The organism is Paenibacillus sp. cl141a (assembly GCF_900109305.1).
Lineage (GTDB): Bacteria > Bacillota > Bacilli > Paenibacillales > Paenibacillaceae > Paenibacillus_AQ > Paenibacillus_AQ lautus_A.
On the sequence record NZ_FNZO01000001.1, the window covers coordinates 91,014 to 116,066 of the forward strand.

Annotated in this window: 17 protein-coding genes and 1 pseudogene; 14 read left to right on the top strand and 4 right to left on the bottom strand. The window is 52.1% G+C overall.

All coding sequences use genetic code 11. From position 1 onward, the window contains the following. Window positions 1-347: 347 nt before the first annotated feature. Window positions 348-1,241, bottom strand: coding sequence for a carbohydrate ABC transporter permease (locus BMX45_RS00435; protein ID WP_090907985.1), 894 nt, complete (start codon window positions 1,239-1,241; stop codon window positions 348-350). A gap of 19 nt (window positions 1,242-1,260) precedes the next feature. Further along, complete coding sequence (locus tag BMX45_RS00440; RefSeq protein WP_090907986.1) at window positions 1,261-2,238, bottom strand: ABC transporter permease; 978 nt, start codon at window positions 2,236-2,238, stop codon at window positions 1,261-1,263. 174 nt (window positions 2,239-2,412) lie between these two features. Between BMX45_RS00440 and BMX45_RS00445 the strand changes: the two genes are divergently transcribed. The 8 genes and pseudogenes from BMX45_RS00445 to BMX45_RS31650 form a co-directional block, all read left to right on the top strand. After that, window positions 2,413-3,954 (top strand): response regulator, encoded by a 1,542-nt coding sequence (locus BMX45_RS00445; protein WP_090907987.1) that lies wholly within the window; start codon window positions 2,413-2,415, stop codon window positions 3,952-3,954. Further along, a complete protein-coding gene (locus BMX45_RS00450) occupies window positions 3,932-5,767 on the top strand; it encodes a cache domain-containing sensor histidine kinase (protein WP_090907989.1) in 1,836 nt (611 codons plus the stop codon). Before BMX45_RS00445 ends, BMX45_RS00450 begins: the two co-directional genes overlap by 23 nt. 122 nt (window positions 5,768-5,889) lie before the next feature. Then, complete coding sequence (locus tag BMX45_RS00455; protein WP_090907991.1) at window positions 5,890-7,503, top strand: ABC transporter substrate-binding protein; 1,614 nt, start codon at window positions 5,890-5,892, stop codon at window positions 7,501-7,503. 101 nt (window positions 7,504-7,604) lie between these two features. After that, window positions 7,605-9,716 carry an alpha-galactosidase gene (locus tag BMX45_RS00460; RefSeq protein WP_090907993.1) on the top strand — a complete coding sequence of 704 codons (2,112 nt, stop codon included), beginning with the start codon at window positions 7,605-7,607 and terminating at the stop codon, window positions 9,714-9,716. A gap of 949 nt (window positions 9,717-10,665) precedes the next feature. Then, on the top strand, window positions 10,666-10,848 hold the full coding sequence (locus tag BMX45_RS31150) for a hypothetical protein (protein ID WP_175495013.1): 183 nt from the start codon (window positions 10,666-10,668) through the stop codon (window positions 10,846-10,848). Next, complete coding sequence (locus BMX45_RS00465; RefSeq protein ID WP_090907995.1) at window positions 10,845-14,015, top strand: GNAT family N-acetyltransferase; 3,171 nt, start codon at window positions 10,845-10,847, stop codon at window positions 14,013-14,015. The genes BMX45_RS31150 and BMX45_RS00465 overlap by 4 nt, the downstream gene beginning before the upstream one ends. Continuing rightward, window positions 14,002-14,877 carry an amidohydrolase family protein gene (locus BMX45_RS00470; RefSeq protein ID WP_090907997.1) on the top strand — a complete coding sequence of 292 codons (876 nt, stop codon included), beginning with the start codon at window positions 14,002-14,004 and terminating at the stop codon, window positions 14,875-14,877. The genes BMX45_RS00465 and BMX45_RS00470 overlap by 14 nt, the downstream gene beginning before the upstream one ends. 40 nt (window positions 14,878-14,917) lie before the next feature. Further along, window positions 14,918-15,100 (top strand): annotated as a pseudogene (locus BMX45_RS31650) (hypothetical protein); the annotation flags it as partial. A 350-nt stretch (window positions 15,101-15,450) separates the two neighbouring features. On the opposite strand, the gene BMX45_RS00480 reads toward BMX45_RS31650, so the two are convergent. Beyond that, on the bottom strand, window positions 15,451-16,344 hold the full coding sequence (locus tag BMX45_RS00480; protein ID WP_090907999.1) for an AraC family transcriptional regulator: 894 nt from the start codon (window positions 16,342-16,344) through the stop codon (window positions 15,451-15,453). A gap of 169 nt (window positions 16,345-16,513) precedes the next feature. Between BMX45_RS00480 and BMX45_RS00485 the strand changes: the two genes are divergently transcribed. After that, window positions 16,514-19,852 (top strand): DUF5107 domain-containing protein, encoded by a 3,339-nt coding sequence (locus BMX45_RS00485; protein ID WP_090908001.1) that lies wholly within the window; start codon window positions 16,514-16,516, stop codon window positions 19,850-19,852. Window positions 19,853-19,949: 97 nt separating this feature from the next. Further along, a complete protein-coding gene (locus BMX45_RS00490) occupies window positions 19,950-20,903 on the top strand; it encodes an aldose epimerase family protein (protein WP_090908765.1) in 954 nt (317 codons plus the stop codon). A gap of 33 nt (window positions 20,904-20,936) precedes the next feature. Here the strand turns inward: BMX45_RS00490 and BMX45_RS00495 are convergent, their stop codons facing one another. Further along, window positions 20,937-21,689: an MBL fold metallo-hydrolase gene (locus BMX45_RS00495; protein WP_090908003.1), complete on the bottom strand. Its 753-nt coding sequence runs from the start codon at window positions 21,687-21,689 to the stop codon at window positions 20,937-20,939. A gap of 334 nt (window positions 21,690-22,023) precedes the next feature. Between BMX45_RS00495 and BMX45_RS00500 the strand changes: the two genes are divergently transcribed. From BMX45_RS00500 to BMX45_RS00515, 4 genes are read left to right on the top strand one after another with little or no spacing between them, the layout of a single operon-like run. Further along, window positions 22,024-22,809, top strand: coding sequence for an ABC transporter ATP-binding protein (locus BMX45_RS00500; protein ID WP_090908766.1), 786 nt, complete (start codon window positions 22,024-22,026; stop codon window positions 22,807-22,809). Between the two features lie 49 nt (window positions 22,810-22,858). Beyond that, window positions 22,859-23,938, top strand: a complete 1,080-nt coding sequence (locus BMX45_RS00505) for a winged helix DNA-binding domain-containing protein (RefSeq protein WP_090908005.1) — start codon at window positions 22,859-22,861, stop codon at window positions 23,936-23,938. Between the two features lie 20 nt (window positions 23,939-23,958). After that, entirely contained in the window at window positions 23,959-24,402 is a 444-nt protein-coding gene (locus tag BMX45_RS00510; RefSeq protein WP_015736499.1) for a DinB family protein, read from the top strand. Window positions 24,403-24,451: 49 nt separating this feature from the next. Beyond that, window positions 24,452-24,790 carry a YrdB family protein gene (locus tag BMX45_RS00515; RefSeq protein WP_090908007.1) on the top strand — a complete coding sequence of 113 codons (339 nt, stop codon included), beginning with the start codon at window positions 24,452-24,454 and terminating at the stop codon, window positions 24,788-24,790. Window positions 24,791-25,053 lie beyond the last annotated feature (263 nt).

Genomic DNA, 25,053 nt, shown 5'->3' on the forward strand with positions numbered 1-25,053 from the left:
TCTAATAACACAAAGTCCAAAACTAATAATCATTCATGAGCATCAATATTATAAAGAGTAACGCGATAAAATCTATTTTGTATTATCATGCTTTGGTCACATTTCTGATCGCACATTTTCATTTTTTTTGATCCTCACAGAATACTCGAACGCAAAAAACATAAACTCGATAAATTCTTGTCCCCACAAGAATTTATTTTGCTATTTCCTTAAAGTACAGAAATCCTCTCTGAACTGACAGCAAGAGGTTAGAGTTCGTTCGAACTATGTTCACTATAATCTATCGAGAACCCTGAACTGCGACCCTTTTGTGAGCCCAGTTCAAAGTTCTCTTTCCCAAAAACCTCCTAACTCTTTATAGCCCCCATCATAATCCCCTTCACAAAATACCTTTGCACAAAAGGATACACCATAATGATCGGCAGCGTAGCGACCATGGTTACCGCCATCCGGATGCTTTCGCTGGAAACCGGGATCCGCTTGGAGCCCTGCGCCAGTTGCTGGGCGTCGGACATCATGCCGGCGGTCTGGAACTGGTTGAGGATTTTGACCAGGACGGCCTGCAGGGTCTTGAGCTCCGGCTTGTAAGTATACACATAGGAGTCATACCAGGAGTTCCAGTGGCCGATGGCCAGGAACAGGCCGATCGTGGCGAGCACCGGCACGCACAGCGGCAGGATGATGCGGAAGAACGTCTGCAGGTCGTTCGCGCCGTCGATTTTGGAGGATTCCTCGATCTCGCCGGGGATCTGCTCCATGAAGGTGCGCACCAGAATCATCAGGAACACGCCGATTAAGCCAGGGAAGATATAGACCCAGAAGGAGTCGATCAGCCCCAGGGATTTGATGATCATATACGTCGGGATCAACCCGCCGCCGAAATACATCGTGAACACAAAGAAGAAGGAGAAGTATTTCCATCCGAGCAGGCTGCGCTTGCTGAGCGGATAGGCGAGCAGCGTAATGAAGAAGATGGATACCGCCGTCCCGACGATGGTCCGGAGCACGGTAATCTTAATGGCGCTCCAGATTTCCGGGTTCCGGAAGATGGTCAGGTAGCTCTCGATCGTTGGCACGCGCGGCCAGAAGTACAGGTTGCCCCGCATCGTATCGGTTGCATCGTTCAATGAGATGACCAGGATGTTCCAGAACGGATAGAAGGTTACGAGAAAGATGCCGGTCAGGAACAGGTATAAAGAGGCATCGAAGATACGCTCGGGCACGGTTTTTTTGCTTAACATGGATGTACCTCCTTATGGTTTAGAATAGGGACTGCCCGTTCAGCTTCTTCGCCGTATAGTTGACGATAACTACGATGATGAACGCCACCACGGAGCTGAACATGCCGACGGCAGCCGCATAGGAGAACATGCCGTTCTGAATGCCGTAGCGGAACGAATAGGTGGACAGGACGTCGGAGTAATCCCGCGTCAGGTCATTGCCGAGCAGGAAGTGCTGGTCGAAGCCCGCGTTCAGAATGCCGCCAAGCGCCAGAATCAGCAGAATGACAATGGTTGGTTTCAGGTGGGGCAGGGTGATGTACCGGATCTGCTTAAAACGGTTGGCGCCGTCGACTTTGGCCGCTTCATAGAGCTCCTGGTTGATGGACGAGATGGCTGCCAAATACATAATCGAGCTGTAGCCCATATCCTTCCACGTATTGCCGAGCGCGACGATCCACCAGAAGTACTTGCCGTTCTGCAGGAATAAAACGCTTTCATCGGTAATATGGAGGAATTTCAATATGCCGTTAATCGCGCCGTCCGAGGAGAGCAGGGTCACGATGATGTTGGCCGCGATGACCCAGGATATGAAATAGGGAAGATAGGAGGCGGTTTGCACTGTCTTTTTGAACTTCACATTCTTGATCTCATTAATCGCGATGGCGATCAGGATCGGCATCGGGAAGGAGAAGAGAAGCGTGATCAGCGTGGAGGCCAGCGTATTTCGCATGACGATCCAGAAGTCGCCGTTATTGAAGAAGTAACGGAACCATTCCAGGCCGACGAACTCGCTCGAAAACAGGGTCGACCAGAAGCCGCCGAGCGTCGGCTGGTAATTGACGAAGGACATGTATAGACCAACCATGGGTGTATACGCAAACACAATGGCCCAGATCAGTCCGGGCAGCATCATCAGGAATAGATATTTCTGCTGCTTCAGCATGGCCCAGCGGCTTATTCGATGAGGACTTAAGTTCAAGTCACTCCGGGTCTGTAAGGTTGTAGTAGTTTTCATATGGGGCACCTCGCATCTCAAGTTAACTCAAATTATAAGACTCCGAAAAAATGAGTGTCGATATGACAATGTAACGAAAGATGCTTGAAAATAACTTACATTGCTTGTTCCCATAGTTAAAATAACGAAATCGCTATAATATGAAGGGATAAAGCCGACACAGGGGGTATGAGCATGTATAGCATTTTTCTCGTAGATGACGAAGAGCTGGAGCTAGAGATGATCCGAGATTATATTCGTTGGGAAGAGATGGGGATATATGTAGCCGGAACGGCCCTGAACGGCAGGGATGCCCTGGAGAAGATTGAGGTGATTCAGCCCGATATCGTACTTACGGATGTCCAGATGCCCGTCATGAACGGGCTCGATATGTCGAAACGGGTGAGCGAGTTATTCGACTGGATTCAGTTTGTCTTCCTGACCGGACACGATGAATTCAATTATGTGAAGTCAGCCTTAAACGTGGGAGCCGTCGGCTATTTATTGAAGCCGCTGGATCTGAGCGAAATTGTAAGCGTTATCGATAAAGTGAAACGGCGCTGCGAGGAAGTGCGGATGAAGAACCGCTCCATTCGCGTGACCAAATCCAATATTGTACGAGAGATGATGTTCGAGCAGAACGAGGAGCGATTCCGAAACCTCGCTGCCAGCTACCATAAGCTGTCCCGCCATACGGAGCCGAGAACGTATACCCTAACGCTGCTCGGCCTCGATGCTCCGCACGCTGCACAGCCGGGGCTGTCCCTCGAGGATGGCATGGCGCGTCTGCAGACGTATATGGAGGAGTGGCTTGCGGACAAGAAGCTGGAGGCGGATCTGGTCATCTGCCGGGAAGGCGAGCTGGGCATCTTCATGGATGCGGGTAGCCATCTGAGCCGCTTTACGTGGGAGGATTTGCTGAAGCAGATGCAGGATACGCTGGGCTTTACGATGACCGCGGCCGTGAACGAGGAGCCGGAAGAGCTGTCCCGCATCCAGGATTTATACCGGGAGACGCGGATGATGCTGGAGGAGATGTTTTACGTCGGGAACGGGAGAGTCATCTATGCCAAGGACGTGTTGCGGCAGCTGGAGAGCCGGCAAATTCCTCCTTTCCAAGAAACGGCCTATTTCGAGGACATTCATCAGCTGGCGTCCGAGCAGGCCGCGCAGAAGCTTCGGGATTACTTCAACCGGCTGGTCATGCTGCGAATCCGAAAAACCGAAGTGTGCGACTTTGCCATCGGACTGGTGGAGCGTCTGCTGGAGGGGATCCACGAACCGATCACGGAGAGCCACAAGCGTGCGGAGCTTTACCATTCCATCTATCAGTGCCGAACCATTATTGAAATCGAAGCGATCATCATCGATTTCGCCGGGCATGCGATTCGGACGCTGGAACACCGGTTCATGGACAAAAATGCAAGGCTGGTGCACCAGGTACGCACGACGATCGACCAGACCTATCACCAGGCTATTACGATCAACAGCTTGTCCGATCAGGTGTATCTGTCTCCCAACTACCTGCGTTCCATTTTTAAGGAGAAAACCGGCATGACCATCCATGACTATTTAACGAGAATCCGGCTGAACAAAGCCAAGGAGTTGCTCGCGGACGATTCGCTCAAAGTGCAGGACATTGCCCAAAGGGTCGGTTATGAGAGCACATCTTATTTCATTTCCCTATTCTTAAAAAACCAAGGAGTCACGCCGAATGAATACCGCAAAAACATCTAGACCGACCGGCCCGTGGAGCCGTCTGGCAGGGGTTCTCCCGTTCGCGCACTTACGCGCATACACCAACTGGCGGCTCCGGCACAAGTTCTTTTTCATCTTTCTCATCGTGATCATCCTGCCGTTCTCGCTGCTGATCTATTATTCGTATTCCTCGACGCGCAGCACGATTACGGAGCATACCTATACGGCGCTGGGCGGATCGCTGGCACAGATTAACACCAACGTGGAGAAACGGCTGGAGTATTACAATCAGCTGTCGAACATCCTCTACATGGATGCGCAGCTCCGCAATTATCTGTCTACCGATTATGAGCAGGCGTACTATTATCTGGATGCCTACCAATATATCAACCGGACGCTGCCGTCCCTGATGACCCTGAATGCCAACATTCTGGGCATTACGATATATACGGGGAACCACACCCTCTATTCCGACGGTCAATACGTCAAATATACGGAAGAGATGCCTCCGGCGATGGAGGAACAGGTGCTGGATGCCGCCGGCAGTACGGTGTACTTCCATTCCGGGGATTTCAAGTCCGATGATGCGTATATCACCATTGCCCGTTCCTTGAGTTATTTCAGCCTGCAGCATCCGTACGGGATTTTGACCATGGACATTAACGCAAACGAATTCTACTCCCTGATCAAAATGGAGAATTACAACAAAAGCGTTTATATTATCGACGAGTTTGGCGGCGTGATCAGTACGGGGGATCAGAATCTCCAATCCAACCAGCTGTTTGACGTGTTCCCGATTCAGGAGCGAATGACCCAGGATGCAGGTTCTTTCGATATTAAGATTAACGGTCAGGAGCGTTTTTTTACGTATAAAAAGCTCAGCAACGGCTGGTCCACGGTCATCACCGTGCCCTACGACGAGCTGCTGGCCAATGCGAATCAGGCGACCAAGAACGTCATCTGGTTCTCCGCGCTGGCGATTGGCATAGCCATCCTGCTGTTATATTTTACGACCAAGGTCATGACCAAGCGCATCGAGGTGCTTCTGCAGCAGATCCGGAAGGTGGAGCGCGGGGATTTCCGGCTGTCGATTAGGCCGATGGGGCATGATGAGATCGGCCAGGTTTCCTTTGCGTTTAATAAGATGGCTTCGACCATACAATCCCTGATCCATGACGTGTACGTGAAGGAGATCGCAAGGAAGGAGTCGGAACTGAATACGCTCCAGGCCCAGATCAACCCCCATTTCCTGTACAACACCTTGTCCTCCATCTCTTCCCTGGCGATCAAGGAAGGGGCCATGCAGGTGTACCAGATGGTCAATTATTTGGCCAAGTATTACCGGGTGTCGCTGAATAAAGGGAAACGCATCATTCTGCTGGAGCAGGAAATCAATCTGGTGAAGAATTATGTCGCGATCCAGAAGATCCGGTTCCGGGACAAGCTCCATATGCATTACGACCTGGATGAGCAGCTGTTCGGGACCCCAACGATCAAGCTGATCCTGCAGCCCTTTATCGAGAACTGCATCAATCATGCCATCTGGGACGAATCGGGGATCAACATCATCGTGAAAGTAAAGCAGGAGGGGGACGACCTCTTGCTCCAGGTTATTGACGACGGCATCGGGATGACGCCGGAACAGCTCGATCATGCGCTGAACAAATCGGATAATCTTCCTGGATACGGCGTGAAAAATGTGGATGACCGGATCAAGCTGACCTACGGGGAGGAATATGGCGTCAGCATCTTCAGCAGGCTCGGCATCGGAACCGCGGTGACCATTCGGATACCTGTAATCTCCGATAGGCATCCAGCAAACGAACGGGACAGGCAGCAGGTGCTACCCTGAATGAAAGACGTTTTGCATCATGAATTGTAAGATTGCGTTATAGATGATTGAACTCCTGATTTTTACAATGATAGATATATTCGAGCTTTTGAATATGACGACCTTAGAAAGGGGTTCAGCAAATGAAGAAACTAAAATTGATTCTGGCAGCAGCCCTAGTTATGACAACGCTTTCGGCTTGCGCCGACAACCAGAAGGCGGCATCGGGCGGAGACAGTGGAACGGATGCGGACAGCAACGCGCCGATCACGTTAACCTGGTTTGACCAAAACACGGGGGATGCCTTTACCAACCCGGTTGCGCAAGTGATTACGGAAAAAACGGGCGTCACCGTCGAGATCCAGCAGCCTACGGGCAATCCGGTCGAGAAGCTGAATCTGATGCTGGCCAGCGGCGATCTTCCCGATGTTATTTTATTGAGTCGTGGAAGCGATATCATGAACAAGTATATTACCTCCGGCGCGATCGTCCCGCTGAATGACCTGATCGAAGAGCATGGACCGAATATCAAAAAAATGTACGGCGACACGTTGACCAAAACCCGAAGCGAGGATGGCAAAAATTATTATTTCTCCAACTGGTACGGCTTGGAGCAGTACCCGGTATTCGGATTCATGATGCGCATGGACATCATGAAGGAGCTGGGCGTCGGGGATAAGGTGAATAACGGCGAGCCGTTTACCGCGGAGGAATTCGAGGAGCTGCTCGTCAAGTTCAAAGAGAAGTATCCAACGATCGACGGGAAAGAAAGCATTCCGATGACACTTAACGGCGAGAATATCGGCAGCGTGACCGGCAGCCTTAAAGGAATGTACGGCATGATGCCGTACTACGAGACCAACGGCGAGCTGAAGAAGGACGTCCGCGATCCGCAGTATCTCGAAATGGTCAAGTTCCTGAATTCCCTGTACCGTAAAGGGTTGCTGGACAAGGAATGGGCAACCATGAAGACCAAGCAGTACGAGCAGAAGCTGGGCAACGGTAACGTGTTTGCCACGGCGGAAGCGCTTTGGAATGTGGGAAACGCGAATGCGCTGCTCAAAACCGAAGCGGCCGATAAGGCAACCGAGGACGAGCGTCAATTCTACCAATATAAAGTGCTGGCCCCGGGCGTGAAGCCGGAAGAGGCAACCTATGGACCGAAGAGCTCCCTGGGCTGGGACGGCGTCGCCATCAGCCGCTCCAACAAGGATCCGGTCCGAACGATGAAGCTGCTGGATTTCCTGGCCAGCGAGGAAGGTCAGTATCTGCTGATGTGGGGAGTTGAGGGCGAACATTGGGACATGAAGGACGGCAAGCATGTGCCAAGACAAGAAGTGCTGGACGACTTCAAGAAGAATTGGGACGAAGCCTCCCGTACGACGGGCATTCGCAAGTGGACCTGGATGATCAAGAACGGTCCGGGCGAGGACGGAACCCCGTATGACCTGATGGGCCGTTATCAGACCGATCCGGTCACGGATCTGGCGATCAAGAACCTGGCCGATACGTCGTTTGATACGGCACCGTATGACAACCTGGGCCCGGCTGGCGGGACGCCGGAAGCCATTATGGAAACAAAGGTGAACGACACCATCAATAAATATTTCCTGAAGATGGCTCTGACGCCGTCCGAGGATCAAGTGGTGGAATCCTATAACCAGATGATGGCCGAGATCGAGGCGGCTGGCCTGGCCAAGCTGGAAAAGATTTATACGGACAACTTCAATAAACGTCAAGAGTTGTGGGGCAAATAATCTGGCCAGGGAGAGTCAAAAAGATGCTTCGTCTTTTGGCTCTCCGTCTTTTCTTGCTCAGGCAAAAACCATATCAACACGAATCGGAAGGATGATATTCTGTGACCATTCAATACCAAGAACAGTCTCGCGTGTTTGCGATACAAACTGATAACAGCTCCTATCTGTTCGGCATCAACGACAGCGGCAATCTGCAACATCTCTACTGGGGGGAGCCGGTCGGAATCGAAGACGCGGCGCCGCTGCTCCGGCCGAGATCGCACAGCTCGTTTGACGCGGAAGTCCATTCGGAGGTGGAGGAATACAGCTTCTGGGGCGGCGTCAAATACAGTGAGCCCAGCCTGAAGGTCCGCATGCCGGATGGCGTGCGCGACTTGGCGGTTCGTTATGCCGGGCACCGCACGCTCAAGACGGAAGGCAGGGAGACGCTGATCATCGTCATGAAGGACGAAGCGTATCCGCTCGAAGTGGAGCTGTCTTATCGGGCGATTCCAGAGTGCGACTTAATTGAACGTTCAGCCCGGATCGTAAACCGCGGCGAGGCGGATATCGTGCTGGAAAATGCGCAATCCGCGGCATGGGTCATCCCCTATCTGGCGGATTACCGGCTTACGCACGTGACGGGGAAATGGTCCGGCGAATTTCAGCTGCGCAGCACCTTCCTCACCGAAGGAAAGAAGGTGCTGGAATCCCGCAGGGGCTTTACGGACAGCCACGCCAACCCTTGGTTTGCGATGGATGACGGACATGCCACGGAGTCGGCGGGGCAGGTATGGTTCGGCGCGCTGGCCTGGAGCGGAAACTGGAAGATCACGGCCGAGCGTACGGTGTTCGAGCATGTCCGGGTGACCGGGGGCATCAACGATTTCGACAGCGAGTGGGTGCTGGGAGCGGGGGAAGGCTTCGATACGCCAAGCTTCGTCGGGGGATACAGCGGCGGCGGCTTTGGCGGGATGAGCCGGCAGTTGCATCGCTATCAATATTCGGATGTCCTGCCGGGCCGCGAAACGAGACCGGTCCTGTATAACTCGTGGGAAGCGACGTACTTCGATGTCAATGCCAAGGATCAAATGGCTTTGGCCGAAAGAGCCGCGCGTTTGGGCGTGGAATTGTTCGTCGTGGACGACGGGTGGTTCGGCGGTCGCAATCATGATCGCGCCGGTCTTGGCGATTGGTTCGTGAACCGGGAGAAGTTCCCGAACGGCCTCGGCGAGCTAATTGACAAGGTGTATGAGCTCGGCATGGATTTCGGCATCTGGGTGGAGCCGGAGGCCGTCAATCCGGACAGCGACCTGTACCGGGAGCACCCGGATTGGGTGTACCATTTCGAGACGCGGGAGCGCTCGGAGCTTCGCAATCAGCTGCTGCTGAACATTTCGAAGCCGGAGGTTAAGGCTTACATTGTGCAGTTTATGACGGACCTGCTGGAGAATCATGACATCAAGTTCATTAAATGGGACATGAACCGGACCGTAACCGAACCCGGCATGAAGGATCATCCGCTTCACCGCCAGAAGGAGATCTGGATTCGCCATGTTCAGAGCCTATACGAGATTTGGGCGGAGCTCCGGCGGAAATTCCCGCATGTGGCGTTTGAGACCTGCGCCGGCGGCGGAGCGCGCATCGACCTTGGTATCTTCCGGTATGCCGACCAATCCTGGCCGAGCGATAACACCGATGCCTTTGACCGCCTCAGCATTCAGGAGGGCTTCTCGTACACGTATGCTCCGCGGATGATGACCTGCTGGGTAACGGAATCGCCGACAGGGATGAACCGCAGGCAGGTATCCCTGAGATACCGCTTCCACAGCGCCATGATGGGAACGCTCGGCATCGGCTCCAACCTGAATGAGTGGAGCGACGAGCTGATTGCGGAATCGGCCGAATTTGTCGCGCAGTATAAATCCATACGTCATCTGGTTCAGTTCGGCAGCCAGTATCGCCTAGACACGCTTCGGCATAAAGGCGTAACGGCCGTGCAGTACGGCAGCGAAGACGGCAGCGACAACGTGCTGTTTGCGTTCCTGCACAGCCAGAAGCTGGGCGAACCGCTGCCGAGACTGCGGCTGACCGGACTGCAAGCCGATCAGTCGTATGGCATCGAGGGGTTTGAAGGTACATGGAGCGGCAGGGCACTCATGAACATCGGGATCGAGCTGCCGCTGCGCGGGGATTTTGACAGCTTGGTGTATCGGATTCAGAAACTGGGATAAGATACTGCCTAAATAGAAAGCGCCGTGTTGTCTGATAGACAATGCGGCGTTTTTATTGCCGTTGCCCTTGTTAACGTCCATGTTATGACTGATATTAGATTACATCATGGACTTAAGGGAGGAACGAAATGTGGATCACCTATGGGTTTAGCCTTGAGTATGCTAACCAATGTACAGTATCGAATGGCTCCATATTCGCCCTATGGAGGAGCGAGGAGGGGCATACACCATATATTAGGACTACAGCGCACCGTTACAGTAGATCCACTACATATCCAGTCGTACTCGCAGCCAGCTGTCTGTGGTGGCCCTAGAGATGGGGATTACAAAAAGTGTGGTACAGACGATGCTGGAACGTTCAAAATAAAGCAAACAGCCTTTTCCTTGTGGGTTAGGCCGTTTTTTTACGCTCTGATATTCAATCTTTGTTTTCAAGTTTGCTAATGCGCTCTTCTAATAGATTTATTCGTTTGTTGAATCTATAAAAAGTTGGGGTAACTCCAATAATAATTAAGATAATAAACAATATATACATACCATACACAGAAAAAACCACCAATTAATTTAAGAAGTTTCTAATTTCCAAAATAACAAATATATAGCATTAAACTCAACTATTTACATAAAAGAAAAAGTGTTAGGTAACATAGACGAGTAGTAATTTCAATATTAAAAATGAGAATCTAAACCATGTTGAAAGTATCGAAAGCGACCCTAGGTAGGAGTTTTTATTTTGAAGTAGTGGATTAGTTGTATGCCTAAATACTTCCATTTTATAGTATGATAAGTTATAGCTCATAGGGCTTATCAGGGTGTGTTCAAGAATATAACCTATGGCATGAAATAGCACTTTATTTTTTGAGGAGGTTAAAAATGAAGTTTTGTCTTCCTCTTGGTGACACTAATTTTATTGCGCTAGCCAATGCAGATAAATGTAAGACATTTGTAGATGAAGATTGGGAATTTGCAATTCTATAATGCTGATAATGACGATCATATTGGTGGCGATAAAATAAAGATGTTAATGAATTCTAATGAAATATCAAATTTTGAAGCTAATGCAGATAAAGTAATTTGGTGCAGCTATATTCACTACATACTTCTAGATGATGATAAGGAGATGAGAGCATGACAACAAACACCACCGCGGAACAAATCCGAATTATCGAATATGACCCTTCCTACGCTGGGGCGCTCACTGATATGTGGAACCGCAGCAACGAAAGTTGGGGAGGCGGCACCAGGCAGAGAACGGAGGACGCTGTTCGCCGGGAGATGGAGATTTCGTCCAATCTTCATGCGTTTCTCGCCGTCGATGGTAAGGAGGTTGTCGGCTTCTGTAGTTTCGCCCACTACCGCCATGACGAAGGGGCCCTGTATGTGCCGCTGTTGAATGTTCGGCCCGATTATCACGGCTACAAGGTAGGCCGCAATCTGATCTTGAATGCCGTCCGCATGACAGTTGAAGCGGGTTGGCCGCGGCTAGATCTGTTTACTTGGGCAGGCAACACCAAAGCCGTGCCGATGTACAAGAAATGCGGGTTCTTCTGGGAAAAGAATGATGATTACGTCCACCTGATGAACTTCATTCCGACCATCTTGCAAACCGAAGCGCTCGCTCCTTATTTTAAGGAGCTGGATTGGTATGCAGACAGCACCCGCGAGCTTGTCATCGAGCCGGATGGTCGCCGGGAGCGCGGCTTCGATTTCTTTGAATACACCTGGGGTAAGGGAGATCTCTCCGTGCGAGCGGAATTCGAAAAGTCCGGTCGCGGGCTGACCGCTCTCGACACGCCTGACTATGCAATCTCCACCGAAATGGACGAGCACGATCTTGTGTTCGGTTCCGCCTACAAGGTTCGCTATCGCATCAAGAACCGCTCGGCTTCCGAGCTGGCGATTGAGATCAAGGGCCAGGATGACAAGAATATCCGTTTTGCGCTGACTGCTTCACAAACGATCGCTCCGGGAGAGACAGTCATCGTGGAGGGGGAATTCGAGCTTGACCCAGTCCAGGAGGAGCTGAATGACAAGAAGACCCATCCCGTTGTCATGAGCCAATGGGTTATCGGTGGCAAGCGGGCTGAGTTCCGCATTGGTATCGCTCCGAAATTCCCGGTCAAGATGAAGACGGCGCTGCCAGTCAAGGAGCTTTATCCAGGCATTCCGGCCGAGCTGTATCTGAACGTGGAGAACCATTTTGCCTCGGAAGCGGAGTTCGCTTTTGAATGGCCAGAGGATGAAAGCGTGGAATGGGTCGATCGTGCGGTACGCTTCACACTTCCAGCCAAGGGCAAAGCATCTGTCCCGGTATCCTTCACCTTACGGTCCTACGGACTCTACTCGCGAGAGGTTCAGGTGACGGCAGTTCCGGTTGATCAAAAGGCGGTTTCCTTCACAAGCAAGCTGTCCGTCCTGATGAAGGGAACGCACGGCCGCTTCGGTGGGGAAGACGGGGAACAGTGGGTCGCCGTGAATGGCGCATTCTCCCTCCATCTGGATAAGCTTAATAATAACATGTGGATCGATTATCCTGGCTCCCACCACAGTTTCTGGTGGAACTATCCGAAGCTGGGTAAGCCGTTTGCAGAAGAGTTCTCCAAGAAGCAGGCCAAAGAAGTGAAGATCTTCTCAGAAGGGGAGAGTCAGGTACTTGAAGCCCTCTACGAGTCGGAAGACTTCCCCGGCCTGGAGATAAAGTCGGTGGCCAAGCTGTTCGCAAGCGGCATCGCCGAATTTCATCACGAAATCTGCAACACCAGCAGCAAAGGGCTGGAAGAGAACATGTATCTGCTGACGAATTTCGGTTTCTTCGGCAGCAGGCTCATCCTGCCATACCAGGGCCATTATGTGGACATGGGCGATGCTTACTCCAGCGATCCGAGTCATTGGGACAGCGCCCAGATCACGGAGAACTGGCTATATAGCAAGGAAGAGAACGCCGGTTGCGGGATCTGTTGGGACCCTTCCCTGAAGCTGCTTCGCCCGGAATACCCGTTTGGGCTGGAGCATGATCTTGGCCGAATTTCTGGCGGAGCCGTCGTGCGGACGAAGAAGACCGTGTTTGCTCTGAACACCTTCGCCAAATGGTGGGATTTCCGCTCCTTCGCACGGAAGCTGCGGAACCCGGTCGTACCGATGCTGGACGATCATCTAGAACTGGCGCTTGGCGGCGGAAATCCGTTCTTGGCTGGGCCGCTGCATGCAGAACTTATCGAAAGAAAGTTGGTTCCGCTCGCCGGTTGCTTGGAACTGTATGTGCAAAACGGTGGGGAACCGGAGCGGAAGGTTGCTGACATGAAGTTGCAAAGGGAGCAGGACCTTCGTTCTGCGAGCTTTGAGTTCTCCCCTGGGGAAAAGCAAGACCCGGAAAATGGCGAATCCGGTTGGAAGGCCCGTGCCGTCTATCGCGGCGAGGATTGGGTTCAGGAGCGGTCGGCTCTCTGGCTTCCCCAAACGGAAGCAGCCGTCGTTTGCGGGCTGGAGGAAGGAGCGGCAGGTCCCGTGTACACAGTGAGCAACGGGATTCTCTCCATAGCGGCTTCCCCTGGCTTCGGCAGCGTCGTGCATTCCCTGAAGCACCAAGGCGAAGAATGGTTGGACAGTTCGTATCCGGAAGCTGCCCCGCGTTCCTGGTGGAATCCCTGGTACGGCGGACTCGGCGTGGACATTCCCGGCATGAGTGGCTTCAGTCGACAGCAGGAGCCGAGAAGTGCGACATGGGCGGAGCGGATGGATGTGCACGGCAACGTCTGGAAGGGACTCCGAATGACCACTGTCATCGAGAAGCAGGAAGCGAATCGGGGGATCACGATCGACCAGCATTACCTTATGCTGCCTGGTGTCCCTGTTCTCTGCGTGCTGCATTCGGTGACCAACGAAAGTGGCCTGGTTCTGCCGCATTATTCGCTCAGGGATGATAATTTCTTCAAGCCTTCACCAGTCTTCTCCGAAGGATGGATGGAAATCCCCGGGGAAGGAAAGTTCCTTCTCGGGAAGCTGGAAGCCGAGCTTCATTTCAAGGGACTCTTGCGAATAGGCGCTGTTTCTCGTCAGAACATGCTGCATATAGTGAATAGTTATCACAATCAGAGTTCATCAGCGTATGTGAACAACAAGGTGTTTAGTCACGATGTGAATCACCATCTTTCACTTCTGAATGGGAAAACCGCCTGGACACAGCCGACTTTTCTGATCTTGGGTCGAATCGATCTGAATTCGGAGGATGTCCGTGACCTTCAGAAGCTGACCTTTACCAATCCTGCCGACGAAAAGGAGATCTTACATGCCGATCATTGACATTCATATTCATCTGTCGGACATCGACAGCTTTCATCAAACAGCGATTGATCAGTCCAAAGTCGATTACACCACTGCCGGACTTAAGGCGGAGTTTGACAAGAACGACGTCATTCTCGGTATTGGAATGGGCGTCACGGAGCAGACCAAGGGAGCCTTTCCTGATTCCAATTCACCTAATCCGATGGGTCTTGATCTGCAAGAAAGCGTTCCACCGTTCCTAATGGAATGCGTCGGCATCAATCCGAACATGCTCACCGGCAAGCACGCCCTAGAGGAGCTCGATAGGATTGAAGCTCGTCTGCAAGTTCCCGAGGTGGCGGGAATTAAGCTATATGCTGGGTACTACCATCATTACGTCTATGACAAAATCTACACGCCGATTTATGAGTTGGCTGCCAAGTACGGCATGCCCGTGGTGATTCATACCGGCGATACTTACTCGATGAACGGATTGCTGAAGTATTCGCATCCGCTTACCGTAGATGAATTGGCCTACCAGCAGCGCGGCGTGAACTTCATGATTTGCCATTTGGGTGATCCCTGGGTGATGGATGCCGCCGAAGTGGTGGCCAAGAACCCGAACGTCTACGCCGATTTGTCCGGACTTGTCGTCGGAGATCGGCCCCATTTTGAACGGTTCATGAACGAACCGCTGTTCATGGACCATTTTCGCCGGGCGCTGGTGTACTGTGATCATTACGAGAAAATGTTGTTCGGAACCGACTGGCCGCTCGCACCGATCGACCTGTATGCGGAATTCGTTCGCAGGCTCGTGCCTGAGCAGCATCATGAGAAGGTATTCTACCAGAATGCCATTGGACTATTTCCGCGTATCAGGCAGCGGATCGCGGCGCTCTGAAAGCATCGGCGACGGCAGTTAAACCGTCCTACAGCGCGAAATTTCTCGAAACTACCGGGTAGAGGCCGCTCTAGAAAGTGCAGTGAAACATGGAGACTACAGCGTGATGGAGCGCCTTCTTCTTGTTCTTTCTAGCCCCTACGCACACTCTCAAGAACAGGTTGATTGCTCCACACTACCTGCATTATCACCCCATCCTTACCGGACGATTTACGGTACTTGAAAACTTCATGTGAATCAATTGTTCTAGGAACTTTTACCGTCAGGGTAGTTTTTTTGTTTGGAAAGAAGATAGTTTATATACTGGGGATAGCTCGATTTATGTTTAACTGTAACCACAAAGGTCGCAGGCCATAATTCCAAACGATGATTTCTTTTTCTGCAACATTTTTTTTAATTATGGCATCAGCACGAAGCAGTGGAAAGGATGAAACGATTCCCGAGAAGCGAATGCGGTCGCCTTTGTCCCCGAATTCCTTCCTTGACGAGAACCAATTCAAGAAATTGGGGACAACACCGATGGTAGGAACGATTCGTACGTGGAGCGTCTCGCAACACATAAAGAGGAGAAACCTACCCCTTCCGGGTATCTCGGTATTCGGAAGGGGATTTTCCCATGATTTTTTTGAACAGCCGCGAGAAGTAGTAGGGATCCTGGAAGCCGAGCCGGAGGCTGATCTCCTTGACGCTCTCGCCGGTCAGGTCCAGATGCTGGCAGGCTCGCTGGATTTTGAGCCGCAGATAGTAATCGATCGGGGAGTAGCCTGTTGCTTCCTTGAACCGGAAAGTGAAGTGCGGAATGGATAGATTGGCGTTAACCGCCAGCTCCTTCAGGCTCACATGTCCCTCCAGGTGCTCCGTCATAAACCGAAGCGTCTGCTCCATGTAATGCTTATTTTGCTGATCCAGCCCCCGCTGCGGTTGGAGCCGGGCGAGGCGGATCAGAGCCGCCAAGTGGCCGGCGAGCTGCGAGACATGGATGATATGGTTCAGCGTATACCCTTTTTGCAGCAGATCGTAACTTTCATGAAACAGCTCCACGATGCTCCTTGACTGATCGACCGGAAGGACGGCGGGTTCCGCCGAATGGCTAAAGCCCTCAAATAATAGGCCCGCATTCGTCCCCTTCATATGCCACCAGTAAATGCTCCAGGGATGAAGCTCCGAGGATGCATATTCATGCGGCGTATCCGGCGGGATGACAACCGCCTGCCCCTTGAGCAGAGAATAGGTTTTGCCGCCGTTGACCCGGTACCAGCCTTCACCTTCTACGCAGTAGATTAAGATGTACGCGCCGCTGCCCTCCGGGCGTTCCCGGTAGTGATGAAGCGCACGCGGAAAGTATCCGATGTCGGTTACGTGCAGCGGTTCCACAAGCGGATGGCGGGCCGCCTCTTTCATAATATGATCCGGTAGGACAATGATTTTTTGAGACTCGAATCCGTCTGATTTTCGTATGGTATCCATAGCTTTACTATGTATTGGGGCGGCAGTGTTGTCAACCTGATGGAAAACGAAATAATCAGAATATAATCCATCATGAACATGATATCGTCAATGGCTCTGCGGGCAGGCGGGCTTATAAAATAGAGACATGAAGCAGCCAACGCTGATATTAATGGAGGGATGACGAATCATGACAAAACAGCTGCATGTGAGCGTACGGGAAGAGAGCGTGGAGATTCCCACGTATGAAGTGGGGAAGCCGGATCTTAACCCGATGTTTTTGGAGAAACGGGTGTATCAGGGGAGCTCGGGGCGTGTCTATCCGCTGCCGGTCATCGATAAAATTTATGATGAGAAAGTAGTAAAACCCTACCGGATCATTTTCCTTGAAAATGATTACGTGCAGATTCAGATCATGCCGCAGATAGGTGGCCGCATCTACCGGGCCATCGATAAAACCAACAACTATGATTTTGTATACCACAATCAAGTGATCAAGCCGGCTTTGGTTGGCCTCGCAGGACCTTGGATATCCGGGGGAATCGAGTTTAACTGGCCGCAGCATCACCGTCCGAACACCTTTGGCGAAGTAGAGTGGAGACTTGAGGATCATCCGAATGGCAGCAAGACGGTATGGGTCGGTGAGATCGACCGGATGTACGGCACGAAGGTGACTACCGGCTTCACGCTGTATCCGGGCAAGGCGTATCTTGAAATTCACGCACAAATGTACAATCGGACCTCGGAGCCGCAGACTTTTCTGTGGTGGGCGAATCCGGCCGTAGCGGTCAATGATCATACCCAATCCGTATTTCCGCCGGACGTTCATGCGGTGTTCGACCATGGGAAGCGGGATGTGTCCAAATTCCCGATCGCAACCGGCACGTATTATAAACAGGACTATTCGGCGGGCGTCGATATTTCCATGTACCGCAATATTCCCGTTCCGACTTCCTATATGGCTTATCATTCGGATTATGATTTCGTCGGCGGATATGACCATGGCTTGAAAGCGGGGATTCTGCATGTCGCCAATAAACATATATCTCCCGGCAAAAAACAGTGGACATGGGGGCACGGCGAATTCGGCCAAGCCTGGGATCGCAACCTGACCGACGAAGACGGCCCGTACATCGAGCTCATGACCGGCGTGTATACCGATAACCAGCCTGACTTCACCTGGCTGGCGCCATATGAGGAGAAAAGCTTCAAGCAGTACTTCATGCCCTATAAAGACATCGGGCTGGTGAAGAACGCGTCCATTGACGCCGCCGTAAATCTCGAAGTTCACAACCATAAGGTCGTTGTCCATGCCTATGCAACCTCAGTTAGGGAAGGGGCTCGAATCCTGGTGACGGGAGCGGGACGTACCTTTTTGGAACGGAAGGTCAAGCTGTCCCCGGCCGATACCTTCCAGTCCGTGATCGAACTGGACTCTGGTGTCAGAGAAGAAGATATGAGAATCGCGGTATTCGCTGAGGACGGCAGAGAGCTGGTCGCTTACCAGCCCAAGCCGCGTACCTTGGAGCGGACGCCAGACCCGGCCACGGCAATTGGCAAGCCGGAGAACCTTAAGAATACCGAAGCGCTGTTCTTGGCAGGGCAGCATTTGGAACAGTACAGGCACGCAACCTATGAACCGGAAGCCTATTATATCGAAGGTCTTCGGCGCGATGCGGGAGACGTCAGGCTGAACAATGCCTATGGTTTGCTCCTGCTGCGCAGAGGGTGCTTTACGCAGAGTGAGGTTTATTTTAGAAAAGCCATTGTAACCTTGACCCGCCACAACGCCCGGCCCTATGACAGCGAACCGTTCTATCATTTGGGCAAAGTCTTGAAGTGGCAGGGCCGTTTGGATGAAGCGTACGCTTATCTTTACAAATCGGTCTGGTCGGGGGCTTGGCAAGGTGCAGGGTATCTGGCTTTGGCCCAGATTGCCTGCGAGAAGCAGGAATATGAGGAAGCGTTCGAGCTGATCGAACGATCCCTGGCTGCCCAGTACCGTAATTATAAGGCGCGGCATCTCAAGGGTTTCGTCTTAAGAAAGCTGGGACGCTTGGCGGATGCGGCATCATGGCTTGAGGAAACGCTCAAGCTGGATCCCATGGATGCGGGCGCGATGAACGAGCAGGCAGCCGTATATCAAGAACTGAAGCAAGAGGACAAGAGCCGGCATGCTTACGAATCGCTAGCCCAGCTCCTGCGCGATAATCCGCACAACTATATCGCCGTTGCGCAGGACTATGCGGATGCAGGCCAATATGGCGACGCTTTGGATGTGCTGCAGCGCATCGAACGCCTTACGGCATCTGCCGTCTATCCGATGGTTTATTACTACCAGGGCAGCTGTCTGATGAAGCTGGACCGGGCGGAAGAGGCCTCCGCTTGCTACCGATTGGCTTCGGAGGCCGATCCCTCGTACTGTTTCCCGAACTCCCTGCATGACTACGTGACGCTAAAGCAGGCGCTCGGCGTTCAGCCGCAGGATGCGAAGGCGTTGTACTACTTAGGGAATCTGCTGTACGACAAGAAGCGCTACGAGGAAGCCATAAGCAGCTGGGAAGCTTCGGTTGCTTTGGATGGCAGCTTCGCTACGCCGCATCGGAATCTGGCGCTCGCTTACTATAACAAGAGGCAGGACCACGACCAAGCATTGGCATCCCTGCAAACCGCCTTCTCGCTGAATCCGGCGGACGCCAGGGTCTTCTACGAGCTGGACCAATTGTATAAAAAGCTCGGTCATGCTCCGGCTGATCGCTTGAAAGCGATGGAGGAGCACTTGGAGCTGGTCGAGCAGCGCGACGATGTATATCTGGAATATTTGACGCTGCACAATACGCTGAATCGTTATGATGAGGCGTTGGCATTGATTCTGAAACGCAACTTTCACCCTTGGGAAGGCGGCGAGGGCAAGGTGCCGGCCCAGTACGTATTGGCCCGCGTGGAGCTGGCGAAGCAGCTGCTTCAGGATCGTCGTTACGAGGATGCTATAGAGCAGCTGCTTGCTGCCAAGCAATATCCGCTCAACATCAATGAAGGGAAGCTCACGGGAGCGCAGGAGAACAACATCGATTATTACTTGGGCTGCGCATACGAGGGACTGAGCTTGTCCGAAGAGGCGGAGGCGTGCTTCCTGAAAGCTTCGGAGGGGCTGGATGAGCCGACCAGCGCGATGTATTACAATGATCAGCCGCCGCACATGATTTATTATCAAGGGGCCGCGCTGTATAGGCTGGGCCGGGAGAATGAAGCCCGCAGCCGGTTTAACAAGCTGATCGATTACGGGGAGAAGCATATATTCGGGCCTCAGAGCATTGATTACTTTGCCGTATCGCTGCCGGACTTCCTGGTGTTTGATGAAGATCTGGACCGAAGGAACGAAATTCATTGCCGCTATATGATGGGGCTCGGGCATCTTGGACTTGGTGACTGGCAGTCCGCGGAATCCCTGTTCCGCGAGGTGCTGCAGCTGGAGTCTCACCATCAAGGAGCTGCGCTGCATTTGGCGCTTTGCAAGACGTTGGTGTAAGAGATTGACACTTCATTCTCAAGGGCCGTTATGGACGGTCCTTGAGCATTTGTGCTTCCTGGTGATGCGTTGACTATAACGGAGGAGGATGACGATGATGATCTGGAGCAAAAGGATGCTGGATGGATATGAGGTTTGGACAGGGCGCACGGAGGTGATGGAGATGGCCGTGGTGCCTGAACTCGGAAGCAGGGTCATCTCGCTTCGCAATCGAATGACTGGCCGGGAATGGCTGGTGCAGCCTGCTGGAGCTCTGGAAACGAACGGGTATGCAAGCTCCTTCGGAAAGCGGGACGGCAGCGGCTGGGACGAAATGTTTCCAACGATCAATGTCTGCCGGTATCCCGCGTATCCATGGGAAGGAACGGAGCTTCCGGATCATGGCGAGGTGTGGTCCATTCCATGGAAGGCGCACAGCGAGGAAGAACAGCTTCACTGCAGCGTGCAGGGAATCCGAATACCTTATCGGCTGCGCAAAACCTACTCCTTCGCCCGTGAAGATACCTTACGGGTCGAATATGCCGTTCATAATTCGAGTCCGTTCCCATTCTCTTTCCTGTGGGCTGCGCATCCGTTGTTTCAAATCGATGAAGGCGCAGAGATTATCGTTCCACACGGGCTGAGGGAGATTATCGTATCGTACTCGGCGAACGGTCGATTGGGAGAATCCGGCGATATTCGGAAATGGCCGCAGCCATGGGAGGAACACCCCCATGTCCGCTTGAATCGTACCGCCAGCAGGCTTGAAGCATCGGCGGAGAAGTTTTATTTTGCTGGTGAGCTGCCGGAGGGGGCAGCCTCCATTTACGATCCGGTTGCAGGTGAAGGACTATGCATGATGTTTCCTAAAGAGCAGGTGCCTTATCTAGCGATATGGGCCAACTATGGCGGCTATCAGGGACAGTACCATCTTGCAATCGAGCCTGCGACGGGGCTGCTCGATGATCTCTCGTATGCCATGCATCGTCAGGCCGCGGCCGAAGTGCCGGCCGGCGGCACGTATACGTGGTACCTTGAGATTAGCTGGATTAACGGCAGAAGAACGAAGTGAAGTCTTCTTGATCGACCGTGGATCGGCAATCGCTTAAGCATAAGCCAATTCACGAATGCGCTGGTTGGGATTGTCCGTAAATAATCCGCCGTGGTAACAGATCACGTTGCGGATATCATAGTGAGTGAGCTTCTGCAAGGAGAGCCGGGCTAATGCCAAATCCAAAGTGGTTGCCGGATCCGGCCCGATCAGTTGTCCCTCCCTGACGTTCAGCGCATCCGCTGCAATCAGGGTTTTGCTTGGTATATGATATAAACTGGTGTGGCCGGGGGTATGGCCCGGCGTATGGATCGCGATGATACCGCCGCCAAACGGCAGCTCTTCGCCGCCGCGCAACATGCGGTTCACGGGTGCCGTGGGCGGGTTCTCCAGCGTGTGTTTAAACGCGTTCCTCCAATCCAGCGGCACGTTATCCGGCAGCGAAGCCAGCGCTTGCGCGATAGCCTCGGGCGATAATTTGACAAGCCTTGTATCGCCTTCGATATAAGGCTTTTCGATTTCGCTGGCGAACACTTCCGGGGCTTGTTTGCCGTGCTGGATAATAGCTGGCAAACTGCCGATATGATCCAAATCCTGGTGTGTTATAATAATTTTGCTTATGTCCTGAACGGAAAAGCCGCAATCCGATATCTGCTCCTGAATCAGCGGGAACTGGCCGGGATAGCCGGAATCGATAAGCACCCGATTCTGATGATCCCAGAGGAATGTCGGGTGGATCGTTTCGATGCGTCCCATCATGGCTGCGGAAATTTCCAGCATGGCAATGCCTTGATCGATTAGTAGCATGTTTACATACCTCCACTATATAGGAATGTCTTCTCCCAAATTCAATCTCCAGAGAAGAACGAGCAGAAGTAGATTATCAAATCAACAAATCAATGTAAATAGCTAAATATTTAATCATAACATAAAAATAATTGTTTGTCAATGTATAATTTATTGACAAGAATCCTCGTTTAGGCATGAAATGTCCTGCCTACATACTTCGCATGATTCCAAGTCGTAGTCTGATCACAAGGCGGATTTCATCTTTCTATTGAGGAATATGTAATTGCTGGTATAATCTCTTGAAAAGAGAAACGAAATGGCGCAGCAGATTGAAGAAGGAGAGGGAACGGCTATGAGCACGATGATTGAACTGAATGACGTAACCTGGAGACGGGAGCAAAAAACCGTTCTTACAGGGGTGGATTGGACCGTGCAGCAAGGGGAGCATTGGGCGGTGCTCGGACTGAACGGCTCCGGGAAGACAACCATTTTGAATATGATTAATGGTTACATCTGGCCGACCAGCGGCACGGTTTCGGTCCTCGGGCATCGTTTTGGCAGGGTGGATTTAAGAGAATTGCGTAAATCGATAGGCTGGGTCAGCTCCTCGCTGCAGGAAAGAATCCGGCCGAGCGAATCCACGCTGGACGTCGTGATTAGCGGCAAACACGCCTCGATCGGGCTGTATCAGAAGGTGGATGAAGCAGACCGGGAACAGGCCGAGCAGCTGATGAAGGATTTTAATTGCATTCATCTGCTGGGGCGTACATATGAAACCTGTTCGCAAGGGGAGAAGCAGAAGCTGCTGATCGCTAGGGCGCTTATGGCTTCGCCAAGGCTGTTGATACTGGATGAGGCCTGTAACGGACTGGATTTTCTGTCGAGGGAAGCGCTGCTGTCCAGCATTACGGCACTGGCTTCAAAGCCCGATGCGCCGACCCTGCTGTTCGTTACGCACCATATCGAAGAAATCCTGCCGATCTTCTCGCACTCCTTGCTCATCCGCCGGGGTACAGTATTCGGACAGGGGCGTTCCCGGGACATGCTGACCAGCAACAATTTGACCTCGTTCTTTGAGACGCCGGTCGAGGTGAGCTGGCAGAATGATCGGGCTTGGATGTCCATTCCGGATTTATAATGAAGGCTCGAAGCTCGCGAGATATTCATGACCTAGGAGAGTGACCATTGTGCCAAGTCGAATCATAGCGAATCGAAGGCTGTTCAATCAGGGGATAACAGGCATGAAGCATGAGACTCCCGAGGAAGTCGTCAGAAATCTCGGCGCTGTGCAGGCACAAGATTTCCACCAAGCGGTATGGGGAATCGGTCTCCGTACGCAGTCCGCCAAGATATCCGATGTGGAGCAGGCCGTGATCGATCGCAAAATCGTGCTGACTTGGCCGATGCGTGGAACGATTTTCTTCGTGCCTGCGGAGGATGCCAAGTGGATGCTGAAGCTGACGGCATCGCGGTTGCACACGAATGATAAGAAGAAGCAGGCTGAACTTGAGCTTGACGAAGGTACGCTCCATCAATGCCGTGCGATCATAGGCAACGCGCTGAGAGGCTGTTCACCCGTATCCCGTCCCAGACTGATAGAGCTGCTGGAGGAAGCGGGGATCAGCACCAAGAATGGCCGCGGCTATTACATTCTCGGATATTTGGGGCGGACCGGCATGATCTGTTTCGGCCCGCATGAAGGCAAACAGCAAAGCTTCGTGCTGCTCGACGAGTGGGTCCCGAATTCAAGGGAGCTATCGCTAGAAGAATCGCTGGCGGAGCTTGCGCTCCGCTATTTTACAGGTCACGGGCCTGCAACGATCCAGGATTTTGCATGGTGGGTCGGACTAACGCTGACAGAAGCTAAACGAGGCTTTGAGGCCGTCCAATCCAATTTTCGTTTAGATTTTGTCAACGGCACGGAATACTGGAGCCCTGTTACTGGGCCATCCGCGTCCGCTGATGCGGATTCGGCGTTTCTGCTTCCGGGTTTTGATGAATATTACTTGGGGTACAAGGATCGCAGCGCAATTATGGAGTCAGAGCATGATGCCAAAATCGCTCCCTTTCGCAACGGGGTTTTCCAACCCATCATGGCTGCAGGAGGAGAAGTGGTCGGTATCTGGAAGCGGGAGATCAAGCGCAGCGGCATCGAAATCACGTTAAGCCCGTTCTCGCCGCTTGGCGATCGAGATGAGAAGTTTCGGGAAGCGGCTAAACATTACAGTGATTTCATGGGCCTGCCGATTACACGAATAGAATCATGAACGAGAAGGAGGGATAACGAGTGGAATCCATTATGAAGCTGGAATCTTTGATCTCTGAAGTAACGGAGATTGTAACGGCAATTGACGAGGTGGAATTCAATCTGAAGCTTACGCCTGATAAATGGTCCAAGAAGGAGATCCTGGGCCATCTATGCGATTCGGCGGTCAATAACCATATCCGGTTTGTAAAAATATTGGTGTCGGATTACCCTATCGCGATTCAAGGTTACGCGCAGAACGATTGGGTCCGGGTGAACGATTACCAGAATCGATATGATCAATCGGATGTTCTGGCACTGTGGCAGCAGGTTAACCGGATGATTCTGCGGGTCATGCAAAGAGCCGATTCATCCGACTTCCAGAAGAAATGCGTGCTGCCCGATAAAACGGAGGTCACGCTGGAGTGGTTGTTTAACGATTATGTTGATCACCTGATCCACCATTTGGAGCAAATCGAGCTTTAATGCCTGCACAATAAATAGGTTCATGACATGAAACGGAAGGTGTTCCTCCATGTTCAAAGTACTGAATCTCGCCGTCCGATTTATATTGGAATTGATTCTGTTATTTTCGATAGGTTATTGGGGCTTCCATTATGGTTCCGGGCTCGTGGCACAGGCAGCTCTCGGTATTGGACTGCCGCTGCTGGCAGCCGTCATCTGGGGCATGATCATATCGCCGAAGGCAAGAGTCAAGCTGCCGCTTGCCGTCGTGCTGCTTATTGAATTCCTCATTTTTGCGACCGCGGTTGCTTGCCTGATCGACTCAGGTTTAATAACCTTTGCCATCGTGTTCGCTATCCTGGCTATGGTAAACCGCTTCTTCGTGATCAAGTGGAGGATGCAGCCATAGAATATTGAAGTGCGCATTATGCAACTGCATAACACATTTATAAGCTCATGCGAAAGACTGCCCCTCATCTGGTTGACAGATGGAGGCGGTCTTTTTGTATTGGATCCAGGTGCAGGTTAAAAGACGAATTAAAGTCACGTCCTTTAGTCGTTTACGATGATATGATGGTTGAAAGAAAAGCCTACGTCCGGCTGCTGGATATCCTCAGTAAGGCAAAGAATGGAGAAGCCAGCGTGATCCTCTAAAATGTGAAGGTAAAGGAG

Excerpts from the sequence above, each read along its gene's own strand:
- BMX45_RS00440 (WP_090907986.1), bottom strand. The coding sequence starts at position 2,238 with ATGAAAACTACTACAACCTTACAGACCCGGAGTGACTTGAACTTAAGT.
- BMX45_RS31150 (WP_175495013.1), top strand. The coding sequence starts at position 10,666 with ATGAAGATTGGGAATTTGCAATTCTATAATGCTGATAATGACGATCAT.
- BMX45_RS00515 (WP_090908007.1), top strand. The coding sequence starts at position 24,452 with ATGTTCAAAGTACTGAATCTCGCCGTCCGATTTATATTGGAATTGATT.
- BMX45_RS00485 (WP_090908001.1), top strand. The coding sequence starts at position 16,514 with ATGACAAAACAGCTGCATGTGAGCGTACGGGAAGAGAGCGTGGAGATT.
- BMX45_RS00480 (WP_090907999.1), bottom strand. The coding sequence starts at position 16,344 with ATGGATACCATACGAAAATCAGACGGATTCGAGTCTCAAAAAATCATT.
- BMX45_RS00465 (WP_090907995.1), top strand. The coding sequence starts at position 10,845 with ATGACAACAAACACCACCGCGGAACAAATCCGAATTATCGAATATGAC.
- BMX45_RS00435 (WP_090907985.1), bottom strand. The coding sequence starts at position 1,241 with ATGTTAAGCAAAAAAACCGTGCCCGAGCGTATCTTCGATGCCTCTTTA.
- BMX45_RS00500 (WP_090908766.1), top strand. The coding sequence starts at position 22,024 with ATGAGCACGATGATTGAACTGAATGACGTAACCTGGAGACGGGAGCAA.
- BMX45_RS00445 (WP_090907987.1), top strand. The coding sequence starts at position 2,413 with ATGTATAGCATTTTTCTCGTAGATGACGAAGAGCTGGAGCTAGAGATG.
- BMX45_RS00450 (WP_090907989.1), top strand. The coding sequence starts at position 3,932 with ATGAATACCGCAAAAACATCTAGACCGACCGGCCCGTGGAGCCGTCTG.
- BMX45_RS00470 (WP_090907997.1), top strand. The coding sequence starts at position 14,002 with ATGCCGATCATTGACATTCATATTCATCTGTCGGACATCGACAGCTTT.
- BMX45_RS00490 (WP_090908765.1), top strand. The coding sequence starts at position 19,950 with ATGATCTGGAGCAAAAGGATGCTGGATGGATATGAGGTTTGGACAGGG.
- BMX45_RS00495 (WP_090908003.1), bottom strand. The coding sequence starts at position 21,689 with ATGCTACTAATCGATCAAGGCATTGCCATGCTGGAAATTTCCGCAGCC.
- BMX45_RS00455 (WP_090907991.1), top strand. The coding sequence starts at position 5,890 with ATGAAGAAACTAAAATTGATTCTGGCAGCAGCCCTAGTTATGACAACG.